This is a genomic window from Streptomyces sp. NPDC018964, assembly GCF_044390325.1.
Lineage (GTDB): Bacteria > Actinomycetota > Actinomycetes > Streptomycetales > Streptomycetaceae > Streptomyces.
On record NZ_JBIRYZ010000017.1, the window covers coordinates 84,173 to 96,302 of the forward strand.

General features: G+C 72.6%; 9 protein-coding genes and 1 pseudogene. 6 read left to right on the forward strand and 4 right to left on the reverse strand.

The genetic code is table 11. The annotated features are described in order from the left end of the window. The first annotated feature begins 28 nt into the window (after positions 1-28). The 6 genes and pseudogenes from ACH5AO_RS25700 to ACH5AO_RS25725 all read left to right on the forward strand — a co-directional run bounded on the left by ACH5AO_RS25700 (position 29) and on the right by ACH5AO_RS25725 (position 6,070). Positions 29-1,057 (forward strand): 3-oxoacyl-ACP synthase III family protein, encoded by a 1,029-nt coding sequence (locus tag ACH5AO_RS25700; RefSeq protein WP_398928478.1) that lies wholly within the window; start codon positions 29-31, stop codon positions 1,055-1,057. After that, positions 1,054-2,007, forward strand: a complete 954-nt coding sequence (locus ACH5AO_RS25705) for an alpha/beta fold hydrolase (protein WP_398928480.1) — start codon at positions 1,054-1,056, stop codon at positions 2,005-2,007. The genes ACH5AO_RS25700 and ACH5AO_RS25705 overlap by 4 nt, the downstream gene beginning before the upstream one ends. Next, the gene (locus ACH5AO_RS25710) at positions 2,004-3,581 is read left to right on the forward strand and encodes an AMP-binding protein (RefSeq protein ID WP_398928482.1); all 1,578 of its coding nucleotides are present in this window, start codon (positions 2,004-2,006) and stop codon (positions 3,579-3,581) included. The genes ACH5AO_RS25705 and ACH5AO_RS25710 overlap by 4 nt, the downstream gene beginning before the upstream one ends. Next, entirely contained in the window at positions 3,578-4,627 is a 1,050-nt protein-coding gene (locus tag ACH5AO_RS25715; RefSeq protein ID WP_398928485.1) for an NAD-dependent epimerase/dehydratase family protein, read from the forward strand. The genes ACH5AO_RS25710 and ACH5AO_RS25715 overlap by 4 nt, the downstream gene beginning before the upstream one ends. Beyond that, complete coding sequence (locus ACH5AO_RS25720) at positions 4,591-4,851, forward strand: acyl carrier protein (protein WP_398928487.1); 261 nt, start codon at positions 4,591-4,593, stop codon at positions 4,849-4,851. Before ACH5AO_RS25715 ends, ACH5AO_RS25720 begins: the two co-directional genes overlap by 37 nt. Further along, positions 4,848-6,070, forward strand: a pseudogene (locus ACH5AO_RS25725) (beta-ketoacyl-[acyl-carrier-protein] synthase family protein). The gene ACH5AO_RS25720 and the pseudogene ACH5AO_RS25725 overlap by 4 nt, the downstream one beginning before the upstream one ends. An 18-nt stretch (positions 6,071-6,088) precedes the next feature. On the opposite strand, the gene ACH5AO_RS25730 reads toward ACH5AO_RS25725, so the two are convergent. The 4 genes from ACH5AO_RS25730 to ACH5AO_RS25745 all read right to left on the reverse strand — a co-directional run bounded on the left by ACH5AO_RS25730 (position 6,089) and on the right by ACH5AO_RS25745 (position 12,024). Next, positions 6,089-7,606 (reverse strand): amino acid permease, encoded by a 1,518-nt coding sequence (locus tag ACH5AO_RS25730; protein ID WP_398928489.1) that lies wholly within the window; start codon positions 7,604-7,606, stop codon positions 6,089-6,091. Between the two features lie 149 nt (positions 7,607-7,755). Continuing rightward, positions 7,756-9,690, reverse strand: coding sequence for a 1-deoxy-D-xylulose-5-phosphate synthase (dxs, locus tag ACH5AO_RS25735; RefSeq protein ID WP_398928570.1), 1,935 nt, complete (start codon positions 9,688-9,690; stop codon positions 7,756-7,758). Between the two features lie 253 nt (positions 9,691-9,943). Further along, on the reverse strand, positions 9,944-11,236 hold the full coding sequence (locus ACH5AO_RS25740; protein WP_398928492.1) for a sugar ABC transporter permease: 1,293 nt from the start codon (positions 11,234-11,236) through the stop codon (positions 9,944-9,946). Beyond that, positions 11,233-12,024: an ATP-binding cassette domain-containing protein gene (locus ACH5AO_RS25745; RefSeq protein WP_351997641.1), complete on the reverse strand. Its 792-nt coding sequence runs from the start codon at positions 12,022-12,024 to the stop codon at positions 11,233-11,235. Before ACH5AO_RS25745 ends, ACH5AO_RS25740 begins: the two co-directional genes overlap by 4 nt. Positions 12,025-12,130 lie beyond the last annotated feature (106 nt).

Here is a 12,130-nt window from a genome sequence, read left to right on the forward strand (position 1 = left end):
ACGGTCATGCAGCGGCTACGGTGGCGCGGTGCCCGAAGCCATCCGTGCCCGTATCGCCGCCGTCTCCGCTCATCTTCCGTCCCGTTACCGGACCTTGGACGAGATCCGCGTCAAGATCACCGAGACGGGTGGCTACGCTCCGCCGCCCGGTCTGCTGGAGGACCTCACCGGGGTGCGCGGGGTCCATGTGCACGAGGACGGCGAGGACGCCTCCGACCTCGCCGTGACGGCCGCCCGCGCGGCGCTCGACGAGTCGGGGCTGAAGATCGGCGACATCGGTCTGCTGCTGTTCGCCTCGACCTCGCAGGACCTGGTCGAACCCGCCACGTCCCACCTCGTGGCCGCCAAACTGGGCGCCTCGTGCCCGGTGTTCGACGTCAAGAACGCCTGCAACAGCTTCCTCAACGCCATGGAGGTGGCCGCGTCGTTCATCGAGACCGGCCGCTGCCGCACGGTCCTCATCGCCTGCGGCGAACCCTCCACCCTGGCCACCCGCTGGCACGCCCCCAGCCGGGAGGACCTGCTGAGGGCCCTGCCCGGCTACACCGCCTCCGACGCCGGCGCCGCGATGGTGCTCACCGCCGGTCCCGCGGGTGACGGCGATCCCGGCATCCTGGCCCAGCGGTTCGTCAGCAACTCCGCGGCTTGGAACGCCTGCACGGTGTCCGGCGGGGGCAGCATGCACCACCTCTCCGTCCACGACGACCACACCACCCTGCGGCTGAACGGGGACCTGCGCCGGGCCGCGCTCGACGTGCTCCCCCGGATCCTGGACACCGCCGGGGAGGGACTCGAGGCGGCACGCTCCGGCGCCTACGCCTTCATCGCCTTCCACCAGATCGCCATGCCGCAGTACCGCGAGGTGATCGACTGGTTCTCCCTCCCCGAAGACCGCTGCCTGCCCGCGGTGGCCGAGCACGGGAACTGCGCGGCGGCCTCCCTCCCCCTGCAACTGGTCAAGGCGCGCGAGGCCGACCGCATCGAGAGCGGGGACCTGGTGGCGATGATCGGCCTGGCCAGCGGTTTCAGCTTCGGCCTGGCGCTCGTACGGTGGTGACCGCCCGAGCCGTGGACACCCCGGCCCTCGGCCCCGTACCGGATCCGGCCACGCTGGAACGGCTGATGCCGGGCTACCCCGCGCCCCGGCACTGGCGGCGCGTGCCGGTCACCGGACAGCACTACCTCGATCTCGGCTCCGGGCAGCCGGTGCTGTTCCTGCACGGCAACCCGTCGTGGAGCTACGTCTGGCGGGGGCTGCTGCACCGGCTCGCCCCGCACGCCCGCTGCCTGGCCCCGGACCTGCCGGGCTTCGGGCTGTCCCGGCACCTGCGGCCGGCGGACGGGGTGCCGGACCCCTACGAGGCCCAACTGGAGGGCCTGGACGGCCTCTACCGCCATCTGGTGCGGGACGAGGGGCTGCCCGAGCGGGGCTGGACGTTCGTCCTGCACGACTGGGGCGGCCCGCTCGGTGCCGCCTGGGCCCTGCGGAACCCGGGTGTCGTGGCCCGGCTGGTCTGCTGCAACACCGTGGCCTTCCCCTTCCCGGACGGCTTCCGGCTGCCGCTCCCCCTGCGGTGGATCCGTGACCACCGGCCGGTCGCCGAACTCGTCCACGCCACCAACGCGTTCGCCCGGGTCGCCGTGCGCGCCGGCGTCCACCGTCCGCTGCTCACGGCCGAACGGCGGGCCTACCTGCGGCCCCACGCCCGCCGCGCGGAGCGCCGGGCGCTCACCGACGCCGTCCGGGCGATCCCCCGCGGCCCGGCGGACCCGGCGTGGCGGCTGCTCGAACCTCCCGGCGACGGGGCCGGCCTGTCGGAACTGCCCCTGCTCATCGGCTGGGGCATGCGCGATCCCGTCTTCACCCCGGCGCTGCTGGAGGAGTGGGTCCGCCGCCACCCGCACGCCGTCGTCCACCGTTTCCCCGACGCGGGGCACTTCGTGATGGAGGACGCCGGCGCCGAACTCGGCGACCACGTCCGTGACTTCCTCCAGGGGGCACCATGACCGCCACCGTTCCCGGCATCGCCGCACGCCTGACCGACGGGCCCGACACCGTCGCCCTCGTCGAATGCCGGAGGGGGACCTCCCGGACGACCCGCCGTGACGAGCTGGTGCGGCGCTGCCACCTCCTCGCGCGGGCCCTGCGCGAGGCGGGCGTGCGGCCCGGTCACAAGGCCGTCGTGATGACCCGCGACGCCCACGACCTCACCGCCGTCTCGTACGCCCTCGGCCTCCTCGGCGCCGTCCCCGTCCTGATCGAACCGCGCGCCGAGGTCGGCCGCTGTCTGCGGGACGTCGCCCCGGACGTCTTCGTCGGGGAGCCGCTGGCCCATCTCGGGCACCGGGTTCTGGGGTGGGGCCGCCCCCATGTACGGATCCCCCTGGTCACCGGTCCCGCGCCGTTCCCCCTGGGACGGCGGCTGATCACCCGCGCACCGGCCGGCGACGTCCCGGTCCCGCCGGTGCGGGAGCCCGACGGCGACGCGCCGGCCCTCATCGCCTTCACGTCCGGCTCCACCGGACGGCCCAAGGGCGCGGAGTACCGCCACACCACCCTGGCCGGGCAGCTCGACGCGCTGACCACGCTGCTGGGCCCCCGGCCCGGCGACGTACTGCTCGCCGGGTTCCTGCCGGCCGCGCTGCTCGGTCCGCTGCTCGGCGTGACCACCGTCGTCCCGGCGGTGAACCACCTGGCCCCGGCCCGCACAGCGCCGGAGGAACTGATCGGGCCGATCCTGGAACACCGGGCGAGCATCGTCCTGGCGTCGCCCGCCGTGCTCACCCTGATCGCCCGTCACTGCGCCCGCCGCGGCATCACCCTGCCCTCGGTCCGGCAGGTGCTGTCCTTCGGCGCCCCGCTGCGCGTCCGCCTCGCCGACGCCCTGCGCGGGGCCGTGCCGGACGACGCCGAGATCCTCAGCGTCTACGGGGCCACGGAGTGCCTGCCCGTCTCCGCGATCGGCGACCACGAGCTACGGGCCTCACGCGCCGCGCCGCCCGCCGGGCACACCGGCACCTGTCTGGGCCGGCCGCTGCCCGGCATCCGCGCCCGGATCCTGGACGCCGACGCCACCGGGCTCGGCGAGATCGCCGTCACCGGCCCCACCGTCAGCCCCGCCTACCACGCCCGCCCCGACGCCGACGCCGCCGTCAAGAGCGCCACCGACCACGGCGTGCTGCACCGCACCGGGGACCTCGGCCGACTCGACGACGAGGGCCGGCTGTGGTTCCTCGGCCGCAAGGCCCACCTGGTCACCGGCGCCGGCTTCACCCTGACCACCGAGGACGTCGAGGCCGCGGCGGACACCGCCCCCGGCGTCCGGCGCACCGCCCTGGTCGGTGTCGGCACGGCCGTGTGCCAACTGCCCGTGCTGTGCGTGGAGCCCCTGCCGTCCACCTCGGGTGCCGCCGCCCTGGCGGCCGTACGCGCCGTCCTGAGGGACCATCCGGACGGGCACCGCGTGGGCGCCCTGCTGGTCCGTCCCGGTTTTCCCACCGACCCCCGGCACAACTCCAAGATCGACCGTATGCGGCTGGCCTGCTGGGCCGCGAAGCGCCTGCGCGGGAGGCTCCGATGAAGGTACTGGTCACCGGCGGGAGCGGCTTCCTCGGCCTGGAGATCTGCCGGCGGCTGAAGGAGCGCGGCGACACCGTCTCCTCCCTGTGCCGCCGCCCCAGCGGCGCGCTGGAGCGGCTGGGCGTCCACCAGCACCTGGGGGACCTCGCCGACGCCGACGCCGTCTCGCGTGCCGTCGCCGGGTGCGACGCCGTCGTCCACAACGCCGCCCTGGCCGGTGTCAGCGGCCCGCCGCGGCCCTACTGGGCCACCAATGTCGTCGGCACCCGCCAGGTGATCGGGCAGTGCCGCGTCCACGAGGTGCGCACGCTCCTCCACACCTCGACCGCCAGTGTCGTCTTCCGGCCCGGCGGTGTGGAGGGCGTCACCGAGAGCCTTCCCCCCGTCCCCCGCCACCTGGCCGCCTACCCCGCGACCAAGGCCCGCGCCGAGGCCCTGGTGCTGGCCGCGCACGGCCCGGAGCTGGCCACCGTCTCGCTGCGCCCGCACATCATCTGGGGGCCGGGCGACCCCCACTTCGCGCCCGCCCTCGCGCGTGCCGTACGGGCCGGCCGGCTGCTGATGCCCGGTGACGGCGGCAACCTCGTCGACACCACCCACGTCCGGACCGCCGCCCACGCCCATCTGCTCGCCCTGGACCGGCTGCGGCGGTCACCGGACGCGGTGGGCGGCCGCGCCTACTTCATCGGCCAGGACGACCCGCGTCCCCTGCGCGAGCTCACCCGGCACTTCCTGCGGGCCGCCGGCACCGACGCCCGCTGGTGCGCCGTACCGCCCCGGCTCGCCACCGCCGGCGCCGCGGCCGGTGACGCGCTGCTGCGCGCGGTCCGCAGTCCCCGTACCCACGCCCTGAGCCGCTTCCTGGTCGCGGAACTGCTGCATCCGCACTGGTTCGACCTCACCGCGGCCCGCCGTGACCTGGGCTTCGAGCCGCCGGTCTCGTTCGACACCGGCATCGCGGAGCTCACCCGGCTCGCCCCGTCCGCCCCGAACGACCGAGAGGAAACCCCGTGCCGGACGCCTACGCCGCCGTCCGTTCCGTCCTGACCAGTGCCTTCCGGGTCCCGGAGGACGAGATCCGGCCCCAGCGCACCCTGGGGCAACTGGACCTGGACTCGCTGGCCCTGACGGAGCTGGTGCTCGTCCTCCACGAACGCCTCGGGGTGCGGATCGGCACCGAGGACCTCTCGCGCGGCACGACCCTCGCGCAGCTCGCCGACCGCCTGGACGCGCTGCTCGCGGACGGTACGAGCACGGTGGCGCCGTCGTGACCGAGCCCGTCGCCGTCACCGGTCTCGGCCTGGTCACGCCCGCCGGGGAGGACGCCGGAGCCACCTGGGAGGGGGTCTGCCGCGGGGTGGGCACCGCGTCCCGCGATCCGGCGCTGGCCGGGCTGCCGGTGGACTTCTCCTGCCGCGTCCCCCTGTCGCGCGACGCCCTGGACCGGCGCGTCGGGCGCACCGCCTGGCGCATGTCCCGCAACGCCGTACTGGCGGTGCTCGCCGCCCGTGAGGCGGTGCGCGACGCCGGTCCCGATCCCCGGAGGTGGGACGGCGAACGGGTCGCCGTCGTCATCGGCTGCGGGATGGGTGCGGGCGCGGAACGCGAGGAACAGGCCGGGCGGCTGCGGGACCTGGGCGCCGACATGGTCTCCGCGCTCACCGTCCCCCAGATCATCCCGGACATGGCGGCCGGGGAGGTCTCCATCGACCTCGGGGCCCGCGGGCCCGGTCTCGCTCCCGCCACCGCCTGCGCCTCGGGTGCCACCGCCGTCGCCGTCGCCCGCGACCTCCTGGTCTCCGGCCGGTGCGATGTCGCGGTGGCCGGGGCCACCGAGGCCGCCGTCACCCCGCTGACGGCCGCCGGTTTCCGGCGTGCGGGCACCCTGTCCCGGCGTACCGGCGAGCCCGCCGGGGCGTCCCGGCCCTTCGCCGCCGACCGTGACGGCTTCGTCCTGGCGGAAGGCGCGGGCGTCGTCGTACTGGAGCGGACCGGGGACGCGGCCGCCCGCGATGCGCGCGTCCGTGCCCTGCTGGTGGGCTGCGGCAGCACCTCGGACGCCCACCACCCCACCGCGCCCGCCCGGGACGCCCGGGGTGCGGAGGCGGCGCTGCGCACCGCCCTGGCGGACGCGGGCCTGACCCCGCACGACGTCGACCACGTCAACGCGCACGGCACCTCCACTCCGCTGGGTGACGCCGCCGAGGCGGCCCTGATCGCCCGGGTGCTGCCGCACCGCCCCTGCGTCACCGCGCCCAAGGGCGTGCTCGGCCACAGCCTGGGCGCGGCGGGCGCCGTCGAGGCGGCGCTGACCGTGCTCACCCTTCAGCACGGCACGGTGCCGCCGGTCGCGAACCTGGACGCCCGGCGCCGGGGTTCGGCCTCGACTGCGTGACCGAGGAGCCCCGCCAGCAGGACGTCCGGTTCGCCGTCAGTCACTCCTTCGGCTTCGGCGGGCACAACGTCGTCCTCGCTCTGGCCAGGGCCTGACGGCGGGCCCGTGCCGGTTCAGCGGGACGGCGGGACGGGCGGGGTGGCGGCCGGGTCCTCGTCGTGGCCCGGGGCCATCCGGCTGTGACCGCGGCTGTAGAGGAAGTAGACGACGATGCCGATCGCCATCCAGATGCCGAAGCGGACCCAGGTCTCGGCGGGCAGGTTCAGCATCAGCCACAGCGAGGCGGCGACCGACACGATCGGCAGGACGGGCACCCAGGGGGTGCGGAACGCGCGGTGCAGGTCGGGGCGGGTCCGGCGCAGGATGATCACGCTGATCGCGACGATGACGAAGGCGAACAGGGTACCGATGTTGACCAGCGCGGCGAGCTCGTTCAGCGGGGTGAAGCCGGCGAGGACCGCGATGAGGACGCCGAGCAGGATGGTCGGCCGGTGCGGGGTCTTGAACCGGGGGTGGACCCGGGAGAAGAACCTCGGCAGCAGTCCGTCGCGGCTCATCGCGAAGAAGACCCGGGTCTGGCCGAGCAGCAGGATCATGCAGACGGTCGTCAGGCCGACGGCGGCGCCGAAGCTGATGAAGCCGGCGAACCAGGGATGTCCGGTGGCCTTGAAGGCGTCGGCCAGCGGGGCGTCCACGGACAGCTCGCTGTAGTGCTGCATTCCGGTGACGACGAGCGACACCAGGACGTAGAGGACGGTGCAGATGAACAGGGAGCCGAGGATGCCGCGGGGCATGTCGCGCTGCGGGTTCCTGGTCTCCTCGGCGGCCGTGGCGACGATGTCGAAGCCGATGAAGGCGAAGAACACCACCGAGGCGGCGGTGAAGATGCCCATCACGCCAAAGTCGGCCGGGGCCCAGCCGAAGATGAGCTGGATGAGCGGGGCGTCGAGGCTCTGGCCCGGGGGTACCGGCTTCGAGTCCGGGATGAAGGGGTCGTAGTTGTCGGCGGTGATGAAGAAGGCACCCGCGATGATCACCACGAGGACCACGACCACCTTGATGGCGACGACGACCGAGGTGACGCGGGCGGACAGCTTCATGCCGAGGACGAGGATGCCGGTGAGCACCAGCACCAGGACGGCGGCGAGGATGTCGAACCCGAAGCCGTCGGCTCCCTCGCGGCTGCCCAGCGCCGCGGGCATCTCCCAGCCCGCGTTGGCCATGAGCGACTGGATGTAGCCGGACCAGCCGACGGCCACCACCGCCGTGCCGAGCGCGAACTCCAGGACCAGGTCCCAGCCGATGATCCAGGCAGGCAGTTCACCCAGGGAGGCGTACGAGAAGGTGTACGCGGAGCCCGCCACCGGGACGGTGGAGGCGAACTCGGCGTAGCAGAGCGCGGCGAGCGCGCAGACGACACCGGCCACGACGAAGGCCAGGGCCGTGGCCGGCCCGGCGTTGTCCTTGGCGACCGTACCGGTGAGGACGAAGATGCCGGTGCCGATGATGACGCCGACGCCGAATACGGTCAGGTCCAGCGCGGACAGGGATTTCTTGAGCGCGTGCTCGGGTTCCTCGGTGTCGCGGATGGACTGCTCTACCTTCTTCGTCCGGAAGAGGGGGCTTGTCACGGGTACCTCCCACGCTTGTCGTCCTCGACATGATCGAGAGGGGGCGTAGCTCGTATGCCCCGGCGCGGGCTCTTTCACGCAGACGGGCCGCGCGCGCCACTCTTCACAGTGGCACGGGCGGCCCGTCCGGGCGACGCGTGAGGCGCGGGTCAGTCGCGGGCCGGCTCCACGGAGTCGACCGCGTCGGCGGTGGAGCGCTCGTACCGGCCGTCGAGCTTCGCCACCAGGCCGGTGACCTGGCGGGCGATGTCGGGGGCGGTCAGTCCGATCTCGGCCATGACCTCGGCGCGGGAGGCGTGGTCGAGGAAGCGCGGCGGGATGCCGAAGTCGCGCAGCGGCACGTCCACGCCGGCGTCGCGCAGGGCCTGGGCGATCGTGGAGCCGACGCCGCCGACGCGGGAGTTGTCCTCGACGGTGACGACCACGCGGTGCTTCTCGGCGAGCGGGGCCATGGCCTCGTCGACGGGCTTGACCCAGCGCGGGTCGACGACGGTGGCGGAGATGCCCTGCCGGTCCAGCAGCGAGGCGATCTCCAGGCACATCGGGGCGAGCGCGCCCACGGAGACCAGCAGGACGTCGGGGGTGTCGGTGCCGGGCTCGCGCAGGACGTCCATGCCGCCGACGCGGCCCACGGCGGGTACGGCGGGGCCGACGGCGCCCTTGGAGAAGCGGACCACGGTGGGGGCGTCCTCGACGGCGACGGCCTCGCGGAGCTGGGCGCGGACCTGGTCGGCGTCGCGCGGGGCGGCGAGCCTGAGGCCGGGGACGACCTGGAGGATCGACATGTCCCACATGCCGTTGTGGGAGGCGCCGTCGCTGCCGGTGATCCCGGCCCGGTCGAGCACGAACGTCACGCCGCACTTGTGCAGGGCCACGTCCATGAGCACCTGGTCGAAGGCGCGGTTGAGGAAGGTGGCGTACACGGCGAAGACGGGGTGCACGCCGGCGTGGGCGAGGCCGGCGGCGGAGACGGCGCCGTGCTGCTCGGCGATGCCGACGTCGTAGACGCGGTCGGGGAAGCGCTTGGCGAACTTGTCGAGGCCGACCGGCTGGAGCATCGCGGCGGTGATGGCGACGATGTCCTCGCGCTCCTCGCCGAGCTTGACCATCTCCTCGCCGAACACGGAGGTCCAGTCGGCGCCGGAGGTGGCGATCGGCAGGCCCGTGTCGGGGTGGATCTTGCCGACGGCGTGGAAGCGGTCGGCCTCGTCCGCCAGGGCGGGCTGGTAGCCGCGGCCCTTCTCGGTGAGGCAGTGCACGATCACCGGGCCGTTGAAGCGCTTGGCGCGGGTCAGGGCGGACTCCAGGGCCTCGATGTCGTGGCCGTCGATGGGGCCGACGTACTTCAGGCCGAGGTCCTCGAACATGCCCTGCGGGGTGATGAAGTCCTTCAGGCCCTTCTTGGCGCCGTGCAGGGTGTCGTAGAGGGCCTGGCCGACGACCGGGGTGCGCTCCAGGACCTCCTTGGTCCGGGTCAGGAAGCGCTCGTAGCCGTCGGTGGTGCGCAGGGTCGCCAGGTGGTTGGCGAGGCCGCCGATGGTGGGCGAGTAGGAGCGCTCGTTGTCGTTGACGACGATGACCAGCGGGCGGTCCTTGGCGTCGGCGATGTTGTTGAGGGCCTCCCAGGCCATGCCGCCGGTGAGGGCGCCGTCGCCGATGACCGCGACGACGTGGCTGTCGTCCCGCTTCATGATCTGGTTGGCCTTGGCGATGCCGTCGGCCCAGCCGAGGACGGTGGAGGCGTGGCTGTTCTCGATGACGTCGTGCTCGGACTCGGCCTGCGAGGGGTAGCCGGACAGGCCGCCCTTCATCTTCAGCCGGGAGAAGTCCTGCCGACCGGTGAGCAGTTTGTGCACGTAGGACTGGTGGCCGGTGTCCCAGAGCACCTTGTCCTTGGGCGACTCGAAGACCCGGTGCAGGGCGATGGTGAGCTCCACCACACCGAGGTTGGGACCGAGGTGGCCGCCGGTCTTGGAGACCGCGTCGACGAGGAAGGTCCGGATCTCCCCGGCCAGCTGGTCGAGCTCCTCCCGGCCGAGCCGGTCCAGATCGCGCGGTCCCCTGATGCGGGTCAGCAGCGGCACCCGTGCCTCCTTGCAGTAGAGCTGATCGAGCTGTTGCCGGGCCGGGTCGAGTCTAATGTTCCGCTCAACCGATCGGACCCCGGGCCTTGCGTCGTGCGTCACCCGTTCAGTGGTACCCACGGACGAAGAACTGTTGCCCGGCACCTGGAAGGCACCGGGCAACAGCAACACCCGCTAGAGGGCGCGGAGCGGAGTCGGCGGGCGGCTCCGCCGCGCGGGCGCGGTCAACCTCGGCGCACCCGCGGCGAGGCGGCTACGCGCGCCCCGCGGTCTTCTGCGTCTTGCGGGTGACCGCGTCGATGACGACGGTCGCCAGCAGCACGCCACCGGTGATCATGTACTGGACCGGCGAGGCGATGCCCTCCAGCGCCAGACCGTAGGTGATCGAGATGATCACCATCACACCGAGCAGCGCGTCCCACGTGCGGCCACGGCCACCGAAGAGCGACGTACCGCCAATGACGGCCGCGGCGATGACGTTCATCAGGAACTCACCGGTACCCGCGCCCTGGTTGGCGGAGGCGATCTTCGAGGCGACGAACAGGCCGCCGATCGCGGCGAAGGTGCCGGCGATCGCGAAGACCGAGATGCGGACCATCTCGACGTTGATGCCGGCGCGGCGGGACGCCTCGACGCTGCCGCCGAGCGCGAAGACCTTGCGGCCGTACGCGGTGCGGCGCAGCACGAAGTCCGTGAGCACCAGGAACGCCAGGAAGATCACCACGGCCAGGGGCAGGCCCTTGTACTGGTTGAAGACGATCGCGGCGGCGAAGGCCAGGATCGCGAGCAGCACGGTCCGCACGATGATCTCGTTCAGCGGGCGGGACGGCACACCTGCGGCCTCACGGCGGCGGTTGTCGAAGAACGCCAGGAGGAAGTACCCCACGGTGGCGACGAGCGCCAGGCCGTACGCGGCGGCCACATCGCTGAAGTAGTAGCTGGTCAGCTTGACGACGATGCCCTCGGAGTCGAGGTTGATCGTGCCGTTGTCGCCCAGGATCTGCAGCATGAAGCCCTGCCAGAACAGCAGTCCGGCCAGTGTCACGGCGAAGGCCGGGACGCCGATGCGGGCGAAGATGAAGCCGTGGATGGCTCCGGCCACCGTGCCGGTGAGGATCGCCAGCACCAGGGCCAGGATCTCGTTCATCCCGTTGGTGACGTTCATGACCGCGAAGGCGGCGCCCGCGACACCGCTGACCGAGCCGACCGACAGGTCGATCTCACCGAGCAGCAGGACGAAGACGATACCGACGGCGATCATGCCCGTGCCGACCATGGCGACGGACATGTCGGAGAAGTTGCCGGCGGTGAGGAAGTTGGAGTTCAGGCTGGTGAAGATGGCCCAGATGATCAGCAGGCCGACCACGACGGGGATGGAGCCGAGGTCACCGGCCTTCATCTTCCGCTTGAACTCGTTCCAGTAGCCCAGCAGGCCCTGTTCGCGCACCAGCAGCCGGGGGTCGACCACGGTGACCGCGGCGGCGGCCGCCTCGGGGTTCTCCACGGTGTGGTCCTCGGCGGGGGTGGAGGTCTTTTCGGTGCTCACTTCTTGATCTCCCCATTGGTGCGCGCCGCACGACGGGTGACGGCGTTGTCCGTGGCGCCCGTGATGGCGGAGATGATCTCTTCCTGCGAGGTCGACTTGACCTCGAAGACGCCGTTGTTGCGCCCGAGGCGCAGGACCGCGACCTTGTCCGCCACGGCCTTCACATCGGCCATGTTGTGGCTGATGAGGATGACCGCGTGGCCGCGCTCGCGCAGCCGCTCGACGAGGTCGAGGACCTGCGCGGTCTGCTCGACGCCGAGGGCGGCGGTGGGCTCGTCCAGGATCACCAGCTTGGGCTCGCCGAGCATGGACCGGGCGATGGCCACGACCTGGCGCTGACCGCCGGAGAGGGAGGCGATCGGGATCCGGACACTGGGGATGCGGATCGACAGGGTGTCGAGGAGCTCGCGGGAGCGGCGCTCCATCTCGACCTCGTCCAGGACTCCGCGCCTGCGGATCTCCCGGCCCAGGTAGAGGTTGCCGACGACGTCGATGTTGTCGCACAGCGCGAGGTCCTGGTAGACCGTCGCGATGCCCAGGTTCTGGGCGTCGTGGGGCTTGCTGATCTGGACGGTCTTGCCGTCCCACTCGATGGATCCCTCATCGATGGGGTGCACGCCGGCGATCGTCTTGACCAGCGTGGACTTTCCGGCGCCGTTGTCGCCCACCAGGGCGACCACCTCACCGGCGTGGACCTCAAGCTCTACGTCGGTGAGCGCCTGGACGGCACCGAAACGCTTGGAGACCCCGCGCAACGCCAGCACGGGCGTAGCGGACACGTGAACCATCTCCTTCGCCGCCTGACCCGGCGGGAGGTTGTGCAGAAGTTTCTGGGGGGGGTGTTCCGTCCGGCGCCCCGCGTAGCTTGCGGGGCTGATGTGTGCGGGGCGCCGG

What these genes read in the sequence shown, in the direction of transcription:
- ACH5AO_RS25745 (WP_351997641.1), bottom strand. Translation starts at nt 12,024, where the DNA reads ATGGTTCACGTGTCCGCTACGCCCGTGCTGGCGTTGCGCGGGGTCTCC.
- ACH5AO_RS25710 (WP_398928482.1), top strand. Translation starts at nt 2,004, where the DNA reads ATGACCGCCACCGTTCCCGGCATCGCCGCACGCCTGACCGACGGGCCC.
- ACH5AO_RS25715 (WP_398928485.1), top strand. Translation starts at nt 3,578, where the DNA reads ATGAAGGTACTGGTCACCGGCGGGAGCGGCTTCCTCGGCCTGGAGATC.